Genomic DNA, 15,789 nt, shown 5'->3' on the forward strand with positions numbered 1-15,789 from the left:
TTTATTTACTCCTTAACCCAAATCTCTTGTCGGCGCTGAACCTGTGACACTCCAGAACCGCAAATGGCCGTAGCTTGCACCCGATATAAAGATTCGGCGTCGGAGGTACCCGTACTAAAAGTACCAATGCTCGAACAACTCATCGCGTTAAGTCGACAGCTTTTATCTACTATTACATTTGGAATTGCACCACTGACGACATTTGCACATGACATTGCAACATCCGGCTTTGGTGTGTTTAACGGGTACAACTGCGTCAATGCCCATTCATTTGCAGACTGAGCAATAAACCACGCTTTCGCCCCTAAAAATTCTCGCGTTAATCCGCTTTGGTTCGACCAACTGACTCGCATAAGAGAAGCCGCCAAATAGCCCATCACGATGATGACGAACAGCACAACGATCAGTACATTTCCTCGTGCGTTTCTTTTACGGGACATTGAGCACCTGCACATCTTGTTGGTACACACTACGTTCTCCATCCTGCAAAAACGCTAAGTTGATATGAACCAGACCACCGCGCTGCAGTGTCGGCTCAAGGTAATGCATCCTGCTTGTTGAAGTGTCGATATTTTCAGCCACAGTGATGTCATTGCGAGTGACTCGATTGTTGTCGAAACAATACCGAACCTCAGAGTTGTCCTGAAAAATATAATGACGGCTGGAGATCGAAGAGCCCCCAATCGAACTTGCCGCCCCACTGACAACGAATCTGCCCTCACTTTTCGTCATACCACTTACGTCCAGGCTTTGCGCTGAAGAGGCACTCAAGTCTTCATAGCGGCTCGGATTAATGACCATTCTACGATTTGGCGGAATTTCGCTTCTGCTTGCGTCATTGCCTAGTAAAAATTCCACATCATTACCTGCCAGCGTATAGAAGCCAGAATATTCTATTGGTATAAACCCTAAGCAATTTGAGGCCCCAACGGGAACATGAAAACTATTTGGCACCGCATGGCGAATTTCACGCGTCATTTTCTCTAATAAAAATTGCGCTTGTGTCTGAATACGCTGGCGGTCGATGGTGTCCGCATAACCTTTCATACCGAGCTGAACGTAGCCTGCAATACCAAGCATGATGATGCTGCCAATGACTATCGTCACCACCATTTCGATCAAGGTGAAACCGCGCGAATTCATCAGTAGTTCCCCTTAATAGCAGTCAAGGTAAGGGGCTGAGTAGTTCCGGCAAAAATAGTGAGCGTCACTTTTTTATAATTGGTGATGCCCGTTGGTTGAATACCTGAAGGATCATCATAAACAACGTCAATTTCGACCCGGAAGTTCTTGTATTGCTCTCCGCTATCAGAACCGAGTACGTCTTGAAGATTGCCTTTTGCCATCCCTGTACATTGCGATGCTGTGCTCGGTGTACTCCAACAGCCGATGTAATCATCCACATCGTTAAAGTCAGCAGGTATTGACTCGTCGCTATCAGTGCCAAGAAAATCAGGTTCAGTACAACTCACCGAATCCTCACCGCAGCGGATGAATCCCCCATCAAAGTCACTGTTGTGATCAAATCCACGCGCAAGAATTTGCGACATAAAACTTTGCGCCAGCGCAGCGGTGCGGGTTTGGTAATGAGGAATCGCTGAATCACGTATTTGAGGCACCAGAAAAGAGGTAAATGCCACCATCGCAATGCCCATTAACACCATCGCGATGATCATTTCAATGAGTGTCATGCCCTTGATCTTTTTCATAGGCATGCCCCTTCTGGCGCATATACATAACCTTGGCTATTGATTGCAACACGACATCGGCTTTGGCCGTTTCTATCTTCAATCAGAATAGAAACACCGCCACTTGCGGAATCCATTGGATTGCCTAACAAGTTGAAATTGATGGGGTTGCTCAAGTCATTCGTAATGGAAAACCTGGCAGACGGGTCAAAAACAATATCGCTTCGGGTATCTCGTTGAACATCACCCAATGCGCAAGCAGCAACAGAGCCAATACAGGTGTTAGATACCTGTAAACGAAAGTCATCACCTAAGCTCGCTTCATCAATATTCGACTGCATCCGGTTGACCTGAACCTGACGAATGACAGAAATAACGCGTTCCTGAAGCGCGAATGCAGAGAAACTGCTCTTGCCGATAAAACGGCTAGCGGCGAAAAGAGAAAGAATGGAGAGGAGAACGATCACTAAGATCAACTCCATCAAAGTAAACCCTAATGCAGAGCTGCGAATTTTCATTACCCAACCTTAGGTTTCATACAAACTAAACAATACGATAAGCAGAGCAGAATGGTCGATTGATACGGTGTTGAATCCGGCATCACCGCAATCCAAATCACGACCAATTAATCAGTGTCACGCTGTGAACGCCCAAGCTCTTGTTCAATCCGGTCATAGGTCTCTTTATTACTCAGCGTTTCAGAAACCTGCTCCGCCTGTTGTTTGGTTTCTTCCCATTTGTTCTGGTAAGTCTCAGGTTCGAAGCTGATAAATCTTGGTAATACCACATAGCCGATCACACCTAAGATTATCAGTACAACCATAAACTCAATTGCACTAAGACCTGATGTTTTACGCATATAAAGTATTCCGGGATTCATCAAAGTGAAGAGATAAAGGCCAGACTAGCTGGCCTTTGCAACTCTTAGAAATTAACCGCCTGTTACAGGAGCTGTACACTCTGTAGTAGTCTCAGTTACTTCTACAACTGCTGGAGCACTGCCATTAGCCATCGTGTATTTAACACATCGACCAGTGTAGCTAGCAATACCAAAAGTGATCCACTGATCATTGCTAGATTCAGCACCACCAGTTTGGATTTGCACGAAATCTTCATTACTTGCTGATGCGCCAATACCATCCACAACTTTCACAAGCTCTGCGGCAGTTGCTACTGGGTAACCAAATTTAGTACTAACGTTAACATTATTGTCTAGAGCAACACCTATTGCTGTTGTTGAACTCTCAACCCCTTGAATCGCAGCCTTGCCGTATACGATACCCACAGCACCTTTAATAGCTCCTGACAGGCCATCAAGTGAAGCTTCACGTGCATCATCTTGCAGGTTTAAGAAACGTGGTGCTGCCGTTACTGCCAGAATACCCAGAATTACGATAACCACGACTAGTTCGATAAGGGTGAAACCACCTTGTCTTTTCATTATTTACTCTCTCTATGTTTAAGCATGCAGTGAGACTGCAAAGTATCAATTCGTTCACCCAATCAAGTTGGATGCAATGAAAACTGTTTTTCCGTCTGAGAAGACTGACTATTCGTCATGTTTTGGTTGTAGATTCAATGCGCCCAATATCTTTGAGTTTACTTTGAATTACAACTATTTACTTATTAAAATATCATCATTATACCGAGTTTATACTCCATGTGTAGCACTTAAGTGCCAAAAATATCACTCCGTCGATAAATTGACATTTACTATCAATTTATTAGCACCCGAACTAATGGCTATATTTTGACCACTTTTGTAGTGGAAATTGCATACATAATGGCTACTTTTGCTCATTCCGCGTATTTCAGCTAGTTTACTGGCCATTATCTTACGTTGTGGGTAATGCACCGCCAGCCAATATGCGCAATCCAGCTTCCCTTCAGCAGTAAACGGAGACACCAATCCGTACTCCGTCATCCGGAGGTGAAAACCATCCATTTCCATAAAATCAGGCTCACCTTGAACCAACCAAGCGTGACGGTAACGCTCAACACTGTTCAACATCCAGACCTTCGCCATTTTGGCACCTGTAGCCTGAGCTTCCCCGATGACAGAGTGGGACTTAACCACCAGCCCCAAAAATACAGTGACGCCCAAACCACACAGAATCAGTCGTGCCCGGTTTTGATTTTCAACCACGCATTAGCCGCCTTTGATGATGTCCAGCATTCCCCACATTGGCAGGAAAATACCTAGGGCAAGTACCATTACCATGCCTGCAACAATCACCAAAAGTAACGGTTCAATTCTCGCTGTCAGTGTTTTCAGATCGTAATCGACTTCACGGTCATAATAGTCTGACACTTCAAGCAGAAGCTCATCAATACGACCTGTCTCCTCACCCACAGCAATCATCTGGATAACCAATGGAGTAAAGATCTTGCTGTTGATAGCCGTCACCGACATTGTGCTGCCAGCTTCGATAGCGGATTTCATCTCCAGAATTCGGTTTTCTAAATACCGGTTTCCTAACGCTTCCCCAGCAAGCGTGAGGGATTGGTTAAGAGGCACGCCGGACTTCAACATGAGAGCGAAAGTGCGTGAAAAACGTGATAGCTGAGCACGATTAACAATGCCGCCAACGATAGGTAAGCGTAAACGGAAGCGGTCAAAAGCTTCCCGCCCATCCGCCGTCGCTATCCAAGCCTTGAAGACCATAAACGCTCCGAACATCAGAATAATCAGTAGCATCCAGTAATTAACAAAAAAGTTGGACGTTGCGATCAAGACGCGCGTTGGCAGAGGCAAATCAACCCCAAACCGCGTGAACATCGAGGCAAACTCAGGTATCACCAGAATATTTAAAATAAACATCGCGATAGTAATAAAGACAATCACAAAGGTGGGATAACGCATCGCAGCTTTGATTCGCTTGCGGGTTTCCAGCTCCTGCTCATAGTAATTGGACAGTTGCAGCAACGCCTGATCGAGTCGACCGGTATTCTCACCGACATTGATCATTGAAACAAACAATGGGCTAAAGACTTTACTGTGTTGCTGCATGGCAGATGACAGACTCCGCCCGTTCCCCAGTTCAGAGACCACATCCTCTAGTGCTTCTTTGAGCTGCTTGTTTTCACAGTTTTGCAGCAGTCCTCGCATAGAGCGCAGCAATGGCACGCCCGCTTTGGTCAAACTGAACAATTGACGAGAGAAAAGAATGATCACTTCCAGCGGGATAGCCGGCACCAACAGCTTAGATAAACTAAACTGGGTTTTTATCGCCTCTTTCTCCAAACGGATGTTTAGCGGGATCACCCCTTTATTCATCAGTGCTTCAGCAGCAGATTCAGAATTGACGGCTTCTATTCTTCCACTGGTTGACGAACCTTCCAGAGTACGGCCTTGATAACGAAAAGTTGGCATTCACTTACCTACATAAAAATTGGATCAGTTTTACCGGAAGCATCCCCTTCACCAAGGGACATGACTTCATCCAGGCTTATGGTGCCTTGCAGCGCCAGCTCCATTGCCGAAGCCAGTAATGGTTTGTAATTTTCCGAGAGACGGGCGGCCTGAGCAAAGCCGACTGCATCATTGGAACGCAGCTTATCCATCATCTCGTGCTCTAATTCGAGCATTTCAAACACACCAATTCGGCCACGATAACCGGTCAGGTTACAGTTTTGACAACCACTTCCTTTATGGAACCTTACTCCGACTTGATTCGGGAAACGTCCCGCTAACCACTGCTGACGGGATTCGTCCAGGATATCTTCGGTTTTGCAGTCTGGACAAACACGACGAACGAGACGCTGAGCAACCACGGCTCGAACCGCGCTGGCAACCAGATAACCCGGCGCGCCCATATCAATCATGCGCAGTGCACTGTCAATAGCATCATTGGTGTGAAGTGTGCTCAGTACTAAGTGACCAGTCAGAGCGGCACGCAAACCAATTTCCACCGTTTCCTGGTCACGCATCTCACCCACCAGAATGATGTCAGGGTCCTGACGCAAGAACGTACGTAACACGCGAGAGAATGTCAGGTCGATGCGGCTGTTGATCTGAACCTGTGTAATACGCGGTAAGCGATACTCCACCGGGTCTTCTGCTGTGATGATTTTCTTACCAGGATCATTGAGTTCGCTCAGCGCCCCATAAAGCGTGGTGGTTTTACCTGAACCTGTCGGCCCGGTGACCAGAATCATCCCGTGAGGACGAGAAAGCTGGCGACGCAAACGCGTAAGTAGTTCCGCAGGCAAGCCCGACTCTTCCAGAGGACGTAATCCGGCGGACTGATTAAGCAAGCGCATTACCACCGACTCACCATATTGAGTTGGCATGGTCGACATCCGGATATCAATCGACTGTCCGCGTACTTTGATATTAAAACGGCCATCCTGCGGCAAACGTTTTTCAGAGATGTCCAGATGAGCCATTAACTTAAGACGCAGAACCAGCGCGGAAGCAATGTTGACTTCGTTAAGCAGGGTTTCGTGCAAGACACCATCAATACGCTGACGCAAGCGCAGCACTTTGTCATCAGGCTCAATATGAATATCTGAAGCGCCAACTTGCACCGCGTCTTCAAACATCGAGTTGACCAGTTTGACGACCGTCACTTCCTCACTGTCAGTTTCATCGATACCATAGTCAAAAGCCTGTACATCCTGATGCTCAGCCTGCAACTGCTCGGCAAACGAAGCAATTTCTTTGGTACGGCGGTAGTAGCGGTCGAAACTGTCGATAAGCTGACGCTCTGACGCAATGATAAACTCGAGGCTGTATTCACCCAGCAGATTCATAAGAGATTCCTGCGTAAACAAGTCAGCAGGGTCACTCATCGCAACACGCAGTGTGTGTCCATTACGGGCAACCACCATCGCACGCAGACGACGAGCATGAACCTCAGGCAGCAGCGGAACGGCATCAGGATCAACCGGAGCACGGCCAAGATCAATCAGGGGCAAACCAAGCTGTTGCGATAGAAAATTAAGCATCTGCTTCTCGGTGATGAAACCAAGGTCAATCAGTGCATCACCCAGTTTCTGGCCCGTACTACGCTGCGAAGTTAACGCTTGTTGAATTTGTTCTTCTGCAACAATGCCTTCTTCAACCAGAAGATCACCTAAGCGTTTTCTCAACTTAATTTTCATTGCGCCTTCTCCAGTTGCTTAAGCACTGCCAATCGATCGCGAATAAACGCCTGTGATTGGTTCGAGATCCCCACTTTCCCCAGCGCTTGGTTATAAGTGTTGATCGCAGCGCTAAACTGAAGCGCTCGCTCCTGTTGGATACCCAAACCTAACCACCAGCGTGCGTTTTCCGGATCTTGCTGAATAAGCAATTGATAGCTTTCCAGCGCAATTTCATTTTGCTTCTGTTTTTGTGCCAGAGCTGCACGCATCGCCAGATAATCGCGACTTGGCGCAAGTGGCAAATGGACTAACGGACTCAGCGCGGCTTCAGGTTGATTAGCTTTGACCAGTAACTTAGATAAAGCCAGTCGAAGGGGTTGATTGTTGGTATCTAAAGAGATCCCTTCCTGAATAATTTCATACGCTTTACGCGTGTCACCCTTGCCAAAATACAGTGCTGCCAGTTTTTGGCGTGTGTCTGCATTCACTGGTTCAAAACGCAATGCTTCACTGTAAGCAGAAAGCGCGGTTTGCATGTCATTGGCATCTAGTGCTTTTTCTGCTCGTCCAAGTGCTTTAACTGCCAGTTGATGGTGAGTCAGTTCAACTTGCTCGATACTCATCGAACTGTCGGCGACTAAGTTTGACTGTGCACTTGATGCATTCGATACTCGAGCGACAAGAATCGGTTCTTCCACAACTGAACGGATTTCCGATCGCGGGGTGAAAGTATCGACTTGCGGCACGGATGTTTCTAACACCACTCTTTCTTCAACCAGCTGTTTTTGAGTCGGTTTTGTGTATACCTGACGGCTTGTCTCTGGCGTGAGTTTACTGGTCGGCGAATAGACTGCTGGATCAAGCCCGGTAGTTTGAGCTTGTTGAGCAACGCTTGACGGATATTGCGCCATTTCACCAGAAGAGGCAGGGCCGAGAGATACCGCCCAGCCACCAACAGCCATACTTAGCGAAAAGCCCGCCACCAGCCAAAGCCAGGGTTTACTGCGAGATACTTTCGGAATCTCGGCTCTGGTTAATTCGGAAGGCGATGTTTTTTCTGCAATTTCGGATAATGCTTTATTGATGGCACTCAAGGTTGACTCCATCCCCAAAATACGGGTGTTTTAAATTTTGGTTTACGGGCATCGAACGTATCGTGCATTGCCTCATAAACATGGTGATTTTTCAGTAAGGTACAACGTTCATTAAACGCCGCTAACAGGGCTTTATGGCTAATTTGATTCATCAGCCTTGGGATGCCCATCGCCGAACGCCAAATTGCTTTTTTCTGCTCTAATGAGAATATTTGCGCGCCATTTCCTGCTTTATCCAAACGATTATTTATGTAGGCAACACCCTCATCGATTGAGAGTGGACGTAACTCGCAGCTGAACGTAATACGCTGGCGAAACTGTCTCAGTTCGTGAGTTGCTAATCTTTCATCAAGCTCCGGCTGACCAAACAACACAAGCTGAATCAGTTTATCTTGCTTGGTTTCTAAGTTGCCGAACAAGCGCAGTGTCTCCAACGCTTGAGGAGAGAGAGCCTGTGCTTCATCCACAATCAGTACCGTTTTCTTTCCCGCAGAGTGAAGGCGAATTAAGTGCTCTTGAATTAGTGAAACGATGCGCAACGGATCGTCATCGTCTATTCCCAATTCGCGAGCGACAGCCAACTGCAACTGCTCACCATTCAGGACAGGATTGGGCAAGTAGACCAATTCAACTTGTGATTCAATCTGTTCAATCAGCTTGCGGCAGACCATGGTTTTTCCGGTACCAACCTCGCCAGTCACCTTGATTACCCCCTCTCCCATCTGCACTGCTGCCAGAATGGTTTGGATCGCTTCATAGTGAGGGATTAACCCCAAAAACATCTCTGTATTGGGGGTTAGGGAAAAAGGCTGAACCCGGAATCCAAAATGCGATAAGTACATACTAGAATTACAAACGCTCTGAAAAAATTAGCGGCTCACAACGCCTACTGCGCATCAGGGAACCACTCCTGGAGCAAATCACGAGAGCGCTCAAGCTCTTTTTGCCAAGAGTTCACACCAACCACGGTCGGTTTGAGCAAAATCACCAGCTCAGTTTTTTGTGTCACGTTATTCACATTGCGGAATAAGTGGCCCAGCGCAGGAATATCACCGAAGAAAGGCACTTTAGAGACTTGCTCTGATTTTTGCTGCTTCATCAAACCGCCAATCACGACGACATCGCCGTCTTTGGCACGGATAACAGAATCAGACTCACGAATCGAGCTTTTCGCCAATGGCAACTGAATGTCTTCGAAGTCACCACCGAGGTTGAGTAATTTGGTCTCTTCTTCGACTTCAATAACAGCAGGATGCACGTGTAGGAAGACGTTACCTTTATCATCAATTTGCGGCGTCACATCCAGTGAGATGCCTGAGAAAAACGGCGTTAACTCAACTTCAGGCACCGCATTAGAGTTGTCGCTGCTGCCGACACTGCTGGATAGCTCAGTCACAAAATATTGGTCAGTACCGACTTTAATCACTGACTTTTGGTTATTGGCTGCGGTAACACGAGGACTCGAAAGTACATTCAAATCGCCCTGAGTTGACATAAAACTCAGTACCGCATCGAAGTTACCATCAGAAATGGTGACGTTTGTCTGGCCACCAAGCAAGGTACTAATCGCATCCAGGGCAGGTAATGTCGATCCAGGGCGATCAACAATGATGCTACCTGAGTTGCCAATCGACGCTGATAAGTTAGACCAGTTAATGCCCTGCTGATAGCCGTCACTCAGGGTCACTTCGAGAATTTTTGCTTCAAGAATCACCTGGCGTTGCATGCGCTCTTGAGAAACGCCCAAAAACTCACGAACTTGACGAATGTCATCAGGGAATGCGCGTACTGTAATCACGCCCGCCTGAGGTGTGACAACAACACTTTGCCCCTTACCCGATCCAATCAGGTTTGTGACAGCTTGTTCCAGCATTGGCCAGAAATCACTTTCGGTCACCGTCTCAATTCGAGTGCCACCAGTTGGATAGCTCGAGTTGTCATTACTATTGTTGTCATTCGACGAATCAGAGTTGTCTGAACTTCCGCCAGAATTAGACGTTCCCGCAGACGTGACCGAGCCAGTACTGATGCTAGTCAGAGAGCGGCCCGAACGCTTAAACTGAAGATAATCAACTGGAATAGTAACGGTGCGCATGCCCGCAGGATACACCTGAATCACTTTGCCTGATTTAATTACATCGTAGCCATACATATTTTGTACAACATTGAGTACCTCGTCTAACGTTACGTCAGACAAGTTCACCGTAATATTGCCCTGTACTGCAGGGTGAATCGCAACGCTGTATTCCGTACCTTTAACAAGTGAAGCAAAGAAACTTCTCGCCTCAACCTCATTTGCCTGAATACGAAAACGCTTGGATGTCGCTTGATCCGGGGAAGAGATCGGATCAAGGTTTGGCATTAAATCCGCTTCTACAGAAGACGGGATATCCTCTAAAACACGGCTGTTCGATTGATTAATAGACTCATTGAGAGCTTGTTTTACTTCAACAGGATCACGATGCCCCATCGAACATCCCATTAAAGAGAAAACAACGATCCCTACAACTAATTTGTGCATATCTGATTAGACTCTGGTTTTTTTATTTTTTTAGGTTTACATCAAAAAGCGCAAGCTCCCACTGGCGGTTACCACGCTTTAAAGTGACAAATTCACTGTTGATGCCTGCGATACGATATCCATGAAATAGCTCACCCTTTTCGACAAGCTTATTATTCATTACCGCATGACACTGTTCATCATTCACGCACACAATACTATTTATTGTAGGTAATTGATATTTATTTACTTTCTTCTCTACCGATACGTTTGTTACAGGCTTTTGCCAACCAAGAGGAGCCGTTGGATCCTGATTGGCCCAGGAGGCTCCGGCACCAAACATAACGACAAGTGAGACAACGAGTTTCTTAACCACCGATAAACTCCTCACGAGAACCTAATGTATACACTTCCAGAACTAATTTAGCCTTAGGGTATTCTTCAACTTTGTAACTAAAACTACGCCAGTAATAACTGGCTGGCAGGCTCTCTAACTTACTCAGGTAGTTCGCAATCGCAAAATAGTCACCCGTTAATTCCATGCGCACTGGATGCACGTAGTACCCTGAATATTGCGATGCATCTTTATCTTCCGTAATCGGCTCAGATGGCAATGTCTGCAACGAAAGCAGATGGATACCACTTTGCTGCTCTAACACTTTTTCGAGCAGCCCCGCCATTTGGGAAGGCGTAATCAGATGTTCAATGATCTCAGACAACTGCTCTGAAAGACGCTGACTTTCGGCAAGCAGGTTTGATATGTCCAAATCTATTTGCGCATTAGGATCTTTCTTCAACTGAGCCTGGATACGCAAGATATCGATTTCAGTTTGTTGATTGCTTTGCTTTAAATTACTCAGCTGCTTTTCATGACCGCTGATCTTATTGAGCTTAGGTTCAAGCACCAAGGTGAATAACAACATCACCACGGTCACTAAGCCACACAAGACGACCAGCACTTTTTCACGCGCACTCATTTCACCAAAGCGCTCTTCCAGAGAAAGCCATAACTCGTTCATTGCTTCTTATCCTCGCGAGCTTTCAATTCAAACGTCACAATACCTTGGTCATTACGGGCGATCTTCACATCATCAAATGTGCGACCAACAAGGCTGATTTCATTTTTAAACTGATTAACCCAACCTGGTACTGAACTTGGCGCTTTAGCTAAACCTTGCAAGTCTAACGTATTGTGTCCAATGCGAATTTCAGATAACGAGATCTCGTTATTGCCTAATTTGGCCAGCGAACGCATCACACTAGAGTATCCAATGCGCTGAGAATCATCATACTTACCTACCGCTTTTAATGAATCTCGCTTGGCTTTTATTTCACTATCCAGACGTGCTTTCGCGGCTATTTTGTTGGTGTCAGGCTGATACTTACGCAACTTAATCTGGTAGCGTTCTAGCTCAGATTTCATGATACTGCCCTTGCTTTTTACAATCGCAATTTCATCTTCTAAGCCCTGACTCTGCCAGGTAACATAACCATAAGACATCAGAATCGCTGCCGCTGACACACCCCAACAAATGACGGTATTTTTTAAGGTCAGTAGCTCTTTTTTCGGCTTTAAGTAATCCGGATACAGATTGACTCTCAGCGCACCCGACGCTGCCGCCGTATTGGCGAGTACATACCCGGATAGCTCATGCTCTTCCGCTAACAACGCCGAAACTTTGGTGCTCAAACGGTAATTCAGAGACTGAACTAACTCTTGCTCATCTTCTTCATCACAACACACTTTCAGTTGATGCAGTTGCACATGGCGCAATTGTGAAGACAGATAGTCGATAGAACGTTGCAACTCCAGTGACAAGCTGTCCATTTGTAGCTCACTGGATGGAACCCCGGTGAGTGGCGAAGTCACGCTGCGAATCGAACGATGGAAAGAAATCGTACGCTCGACAAAAGCACTGATACGGAAGTGGCCTCGGACGCTTCTCTGCAACAATAAGAAGTTGCCAAGTTCGCCAGCGGTGTGCTCCCAGACAGCGTCTTCAGGAACAATGGTGGCTAACGGCAGCTGCGCCTGATTAGCAAGTAGCACTATTTTATCAAGCATTTTTCTTGATAAAACATACGCTTGAACTTTGTTAGAACTCGGAAGTTCCACCGCATCTGCGACGATATCGATGGCGCGCTCAGAGATAAGCTCTTTCAACAAAAATGGCAATGCTGCCTGCCATTCATGACGAGGCATGGATGGTTTGTCGATTTGGTACATCTGGTAATAGTTGTGAGACAGTACAACCGTCAGTGAATCATAAGCGCTTGCTGCAACACTTAATGCTTGTTCAACCGCACGTTCCCAATTTGATTCAGAGATTTGAAACTGAGATGGTCGGGTACTGTTAACTGATTTTGATAAATAGACTGCATCTGGCTGAATAACCAAAAAGCAAGTGCGACCACTGCTGGGTGGTCGCATAAACTTGTCAAATACTGCTTTAACATTCATGAATATTATCTTTATTTTATTTTATTTTTTCCGCCAGCGATTTCGTCTCCCCGGCTTAATTTGCGGTTCTGACTGAGTAGCCTGCGTCATCTGCGGGCGGGGAAGGAACTGTCGCTCGGCTGAGAAATAGCGCCCTTGGCCACCGTAAACACCTAACTCAAGTAGTGTGTTTAACTCATGCCTGTTTTCAATACCCACGGCTATGATTTGGGTTTTGCTGCTTGCTGCTGCGCCCAGCATACTGCGAACAAACAGTTGATTTTCATGACGTTGGTCAATTTTTGTAACTAAACTGCGATGAAGCTTAAGGTAGCGTATATCCACCTCTTTTAAATAATGGCTGCTGACGATGGTGCGTCCCGCTTGCCCTATCATAAGTTGGCACCCTAAACCGGTGAGCATTTTAGCGACTGGGCGCATAAAGTCTAAATGTCTTACAAATTGTGCTTCCACAAACTCAAAAATGAGACACTTCCTTTGATCCCGGGTCAACTGTAACAATTCATAGCGTATCCACTTGAAATACTCCCGACTAGAAAACGGGGGCACGTGCAAGTTTAACGCGTAACAAGTGGTGTTATCAGAATGCTCCTTGTAATGCTTTAAGAACTTATTGAGAACCGCCCTATCCATTTGGGCTTCATAACCAACCTGTCTGACAGAAGAAATAAACCGTGACGCTTTAACTATCCCGTTTTCTGGATCGCGAATCCGGCATGTCACAGCTTCGTATAATGGTGGCTTATTCGATGCATCACTAATGGCACGCACTGGTTGTGCGTATAGCAGCACGTTTTCCGAGGTTAATACCGAATCAAATAGGGTACGCCACCTGACGCTGCCCCGTACCTCTTCATCGTGGTTCCATTTCTTAAACCGGCTCCAGTTATTGTTGTTTTGCAACTGAGCACTACGCAGTGCTGTTTCTGCTTCATCAATAATCTGGCTATGTCTCTCACCTTCTTTAAACATCGTGATCCCGATATGGCACCAGTTGTCTGGGTCCAAAGGTTCTGGAGGCGAGAGTTTCTCCATTTGGCGAATACACTGCGAGGCAAGGTTAGCCACACCTTTAGCATCTTGATGAGGTAAAAACAGCGCAAAATCAGAATCGTAATAACGAGAAAAGACCACGTCCGGATAGCGCTGAACCAGGTTAGATAACAGGCTGCCAACTTCGACAATAAACTCATCAGCAACTTGCTTGTCCAGGTCCTCTTTAGCCAACTTCCAGTCGTGAATACGCACAAGTAACACCGCACCTCGTGCGCCACTTTCTAACAACGCGGACTCTAATTTGCTATCAAATAGCACGCGGTTTGCCGTACCGGTTAATTTGTCTAGGAATGTTTGAGTACGGATGAAGGTATCGAATCGGCTGCGCTCCTGACGCGCGTCCTGCAACTCTTCGATGAGTACATCGAGCGCTTCACTGGCAGTATATGGCCATTCGGATTCATCTCCCTTGGCGTACTGTTCAACGCGACCGGCCAATATCATTCGGCCACGCTCTTCGAGCATTTCTGAACCGGCCAACTGCTCCTTCAGCCAAGCCACACCACGCACTAAACAGAAAATGATAAGAATAACGGCCAGCGTAATAGACCAGAGTGCTTGCATGGAGTAGCCATAACCCAGATAAGGGGGAATAGCTTTGAAATAGATAACGTAATCTTGATTGTGAGTAAGTGGGAACTCTTTCTCAAACAAGACGGATTCATCCATTTGATGGGACGTATCTTTAAAACGATATACGACCGCATTATTGGTCGTTAATGTCATTTCAACAATGTTGCTGGCCTGCAGCATCTTTGGCATCCAGCGTTGCATTGAGTATGCCGCATCAGGATCTTCCATCTCCTTGTCGACCACCTCAACGATCCCTTCTAAATAATGGGTAAGGTATTCCTGCCCAAGTTTTTTAAAGGAAAGGGTTGCGCCGACAAATAAGATAAACATTGCGCATATGACGATCATGGTGACAAAGGCCACCAGCCGAGTGCTTAACTTCAGAGTTGGGGTATACCTCATGAATGCTGAATTCCTTTTCTATTCACTATATACCTTATTGAAATCTTTATACTTGAACCGTGTTTAAGAAACAATCTGATTAGTCAGATTGTGAGAAGCACGAGTATGTCATCATTACTTGCGCTACTAAAGTGTTAGTTATCGGCCACAAATAAAAAAACTCGAGCTTTTTCAAATCAAATTTAAGAACGAAAAAAGCCGCGATGTTCGCGGCCTTTTGGTGTCCATCAGGTAACCGTCAAAACGGAATGTCGTCGTCAAAATCCATTGGTGGCTCATTATACTGCTGCTGAGGAGCCTGCTGTTGCTTAGGTGCACTGTATTGTTGCGGCTGAGCAGGTTGCTGAGGTTGACCCCAACCGCCTTGCTGTGGCTGCTGTTGGCCACCCATTGCAGGAGCGCCAGCGCCACCTTGAGCTCGGCCACCTAGCATTTGCATTACGCCATTAAAGCCCTGAACGACAACCTCGGTAGTGTACTGATCCTGACCCTGCTGATTTTGCCATTTACGGGTTTGAAGCTGCCCTTCAATGTAAACCTGAGAACCTTTGCGCAGGTACTCACCAGCGACTTCAGCAAGTTTGCCAAACAGCACAACTCGGTGCCACTCAGTTTTTTCGCGCTGTTCGCCAGTCGCTTTATCACGCCATGAATCAGAGGTCGCAATAGTGATGTTTGCTACTGCACCGCCGTTCGGCATATAACGAATTTCAGGGTCGTTACCTAGATTCCCCACCAAAATAACTTTGTTAATTCCACGGCTGGCCATGATCTGCTCCGTTTCACTCTGGATATATAAAATTTTAGCGCACTAGAATAGCACGCTTTAATGATCTGATTAAAGTCTAATACTATTGTGTTCTATCTAGCCCTTGTCTAGAACCAAAATATCTATTCAACTTCTCGGTGTAGCATTTTTGATTCGTA

At 46.3% G+C, this 15,789-nt stretch carries 17 protein-coding genes; all 17 read right to left on the reverse strand.

Annotation, left to right across the window (positions count from 1 at the left end; genetic code table 11):
- Positions 1-5: 5 nt before the first annotated feature.
- A complete protein-coding gene (locus ACWYU8_RS18960; protein ID WP_457521306.1) occupies positions 6-440 on the reverse strand; it encodes an MSHA biogenesis protein MshP in 435 nt (144 codons plus the stop codon).
- Positions 430-1,143 (reverse strand): PilW family protein, encoded by a 714-nt coding sequence (locus tag ACWYU8_RS18965; RefSeq protein ID WP_457521308.1) that lies wholly within the window; start codon positions 1,141-1,143, stop codon positions 430-432. The genes ACWYU8_RS18960 and ACWYU8_RS18965 overlap by 11 nt, the downstream gene beginning before the upstream one ends.
- Complete coding sequence (locus ACWYU8_RS18970; protein ID WP_457521310.1) at positions 1,143-1,709, reverse strand: type IV pilus modification PilV family protein; 567 nt, start codon at positions 1,707-1,709, stop codon at positions 1,143-1,145. Before ACWYU8_RS18970 ends, ACWYU8_RS18965 begins: the two co-directional genes overlap by 1 nt.
- Positions 1,706-2,206 (reverse strand): pilus assembly FimT family protein, encoded by a 501-nt coding sequence (locus ACWYU8_RS18975; RefSeq protein ID WP_457521311.1) that lies wholly within the window; start codon positions 2,204-2,206, stop codon positions 1,706-1,708. Before ACWYU8_RS18975 ends, ACWYU8_RS18970 begins: the two co-directional genes overlap by 4 nt.
- Positions 2,207-2,313: 107 nt before the next feature.
- Positions 2,314-2,547, reverse strand: coding sequence for a type II secretion system protein (locus ACWYU8_RS18980; protein ID WP_457521313.1), 234 nt, complete (start codon positions 2,545-2,547; stop codon positions 2,314-2,316).
- A gap of 72 nt (positions 2,548-2,619) precedes the next feature.
- Positions 2,620-3,129, reverse strand: coding sequence for a type II secretion system protein (locus ACWYU8_RS18985; protein WP_457521315.1), 510 nt, complete (start codon positions 3,127-3,129; stop codon positions 2,620-2,622).
- Positions 3,130-3,375: 246 nt separating this feature from the next.
- Positions 3,376-3,834: an MSHA biogenesis protein MshF gene (locus ACWYU8_RS18990; RefSeq protein WP_457521317.1), complete on the reverse strand. Its 459-nt coding sequence runs from the start codon at positions 3,832-3,834 to the stop codon at positions 3,376-3,378.
- A 3-nt stretch (positions 3,835-3,837) separates the two neighbouring features.
- Positions 3,838-5,061 (reverse strand): type II secretion system F family protein, encoded by a 1,224-nt coding sequence (locus ACWYU8_RS18995; RefSeq protein ID WP_457521319.1) that lies wholly within the window; start codon positions 5,059-5,061, stop codon positions 3,838-3,840.
- 8 nt (positions 5,062-5,069) lie between these two features.
- Positions 5,070-6,794, reverse strand: a complete 1,725-nt coding sequence (locus ACWYU8_RS19000) for a GspE/PulE family protein (RefSeq protein WP_457521320.1) — start codon at positions 6,792-6,794, stop codon at positions 5,070-5,072.
- A complete protein-coding gene (locus ACWYU8_RS19005; protein WP_457521322.1) occupies positions 6,791-7,870 on the reverse strand; it encodes a tetratricopeptide repeat protein in 1,080 nt (359 codons plus the stop codon). The genes ACWYU8_RS19000 and ACWYU8_RS19005 overlap by 4 nt, the downstream gene beginning before the upstream one ends.
- A complete protein-coding gene (locus ACWYU8_RS19010) occupies positions 7,867-8,712 on the reverse strand; it encodes an ExeA family protein (protein ID WP_457521324.1) in 846 nt (281 codons plus the stop codon). The genes ACWYU8_RS19005 and ACWYU8_RS19010 overlap by 4 nt, the downstream gene beginning before the upstream one ends.
- Positions 8,713-8,756: 44 nt before the next feature.
- On the reverse strand, positions 8,757-10,391 hold the full coding sequence (mshL, locus tag ACWYU8_RS19015; protein ID WP_457521326.1) for a pilus (MSHA type) biogenesis protein MshL: 1,635 nt from the start codon (positions 10,389-10,391) through the stop codon (positions 8,757-8,759).
- 22 nt (positions 10,392-10,413) lie between these two features.
- Positions 10,414-10,746: an MSHA biogenesis protein MshK gene (locus tag ACWYU8_RS19020; RefSeq protein ID WP_457521328.1), complete on the reverse strand. Its 333-nt coding sequence runs from the start codon at positions 10,744-10,746 to the stop codon at positions 10,414-10,416.
- Positions 10,739-11,389: a type II secretion system protein GspM gene (gene gspM, locus ACWYU8_RS19025; RefSeq protein WP_457521330.1), complete on the reverse strand. Its 651-nt coding sequence runs from the start codon at positions 11,387-11,389 to the stop codon at positions 10,739-10,741. The genes ACWYU8_RS19020 and gspM overlap by 8 nt, the downstream gene beginning before the upstream one ends.
- Positions 11,386-12,831, reverse strand: coding sequence for an MSHA biogenesis protein MshI (locus ACWYU8_RS19030; RefSeq protein ID WP_457521332.1), 1,446 nt, complete (start codon positions 12,829-12,831; stop codon positions 11,386-11,388). The genes gspM and ACWYU8_RS19030 overlap by 4 nt, the downstream gene beginning before the upstream one ends.
- 21 nt (positions 12,832-12,852) lie before the next feature.
- Entirely contained in the window at positions 12,853-14,862 is a 2,010-nt protein-coding gene (gene csrD, locus ACWYU8_RS19035; RefSeq protein ID WP_457521334.1) for an RNase E specificity factor CsrD, read from the reverse strand.
- A 238-nt stretch (positions 14,863-15,100) separates the two neighbouring features.
- Positions 15,101-15,631 carry a single-stranded DNA-binding protein gene (locus tag ACWYU8_RS19040; protein WP_457521336.1) on the reverse strand — a complete coding sequence of 177 codons (531 nt, stop codon included), beginning with the start codon at positions 15,629-15,631 and terminating at the stop codon, positions 15,101-15,103.
- Positions 15,632-15,789: the final 158 nt, after the last annotated feature.

The organism is Vibrio limimangrovi (genome assembly GCF_054064025.1).

Bases quoted from the DNA above. Each gene is read 5' to 3' on its own strand.
- ACWYU8_RS18960 (WP_457521306.1), bottom strand. From the start codon at position 440: ATGTCCCGTAAAAGAAACGCACGAGGAAATGTACTGATCGTTGTGCTG.
- ACWYU8_RS18965 (WP_457521308.1), bottom strand. From the start codon at position 1,143: ATGAATTCGCGCGGTTTCACCTTGATCGAAATGGTGGTGACGATAGTC.
- ACWYU8_RS18970 (WP_457521310.1), bottom strand. From the start codon at position 1,709: ATGAAAAAGATCAAGGGCATGACACTCATTGAAATGATCATCGCGATG.
- ACWYU8_RS18975 (WP_457521311.1), bottom strand. From the start codon at position 2,206: ATGAAAATTCGCAGCTCTGCATTAGGGTTTACTTTGATGGAGTTGATC.
- ACWYU8_RS18980 (WP_457521313.1), bottom strand. From the start codon at position 2,547: ATGCGTAAAACATCAGGTCTTAGTGCAATTGAGTTTATGGTTGTACTG.
- ACWYU8_RS18985 (WP_457521315.1), bottom strand. From the start codon at position 3,129: ATGAAAAGACAAGGTGGTTTCACCCTTATCGAACTAGTCGTGGTTATC.
- ACWYU8_RS18995 (WP_457521319.1), bottom strand. From the start codon at position 5,061: ATGCCAACTTTTCGTTATCAAGGCCGTACTCTGGAAGGTTCGTCAACC.
- ACWYU8_RS19000 (WP_457521320.1), bottom strand. From the start codon at position 6,794: ATGAAAATTAAGTTGAGAAAACGCTTAGGTGATCTTCTGGTTGAAGAA.
- ACWYU8_RS19010 (WP_457521324.1), bottom strand. From the start codon at position 8,712: ATGTACTTATCGCATTTTGGATTCCGGGTTCAGCCTTTTTCCCTAACC.
- mshL (WP_457521326.1), bottom strand. From the start codon at position 10,391: ATGCACAAATTAGTTGTAGGGATCGTTGTTTTCTCTTTAATGGGATGT.
- gspM (WP_457521330.1), bottom strand. From the start codon at position 11,389: ATGAACGAGTTATGGCTTTCTCTGGAAGAGCGCTTTGGTGAAATGAGT.
- ACWYU8_RS19030 (WP_457521332.1), bottom strand. From the start codon at position 12,831: ATGAATGTTAAAGCAGTATTTGACAAGTTTATGCGACCACCCAGCAGT.
- csrD (WP_457521334.1), bottom strand. From the start codon at position 14,862: ATGAGGTATACCCCAACTCTGAAGTTAAGCACTCGGCTGGTGGCCTTT.
- ACWYU8_RS19040 (WP_457521336.1), bottom strand. From the start codon at position 15,631: ATGGCCAGCCGTGGAATTAACAAAGTTATTTTGGTGGGGAATCTAGGT.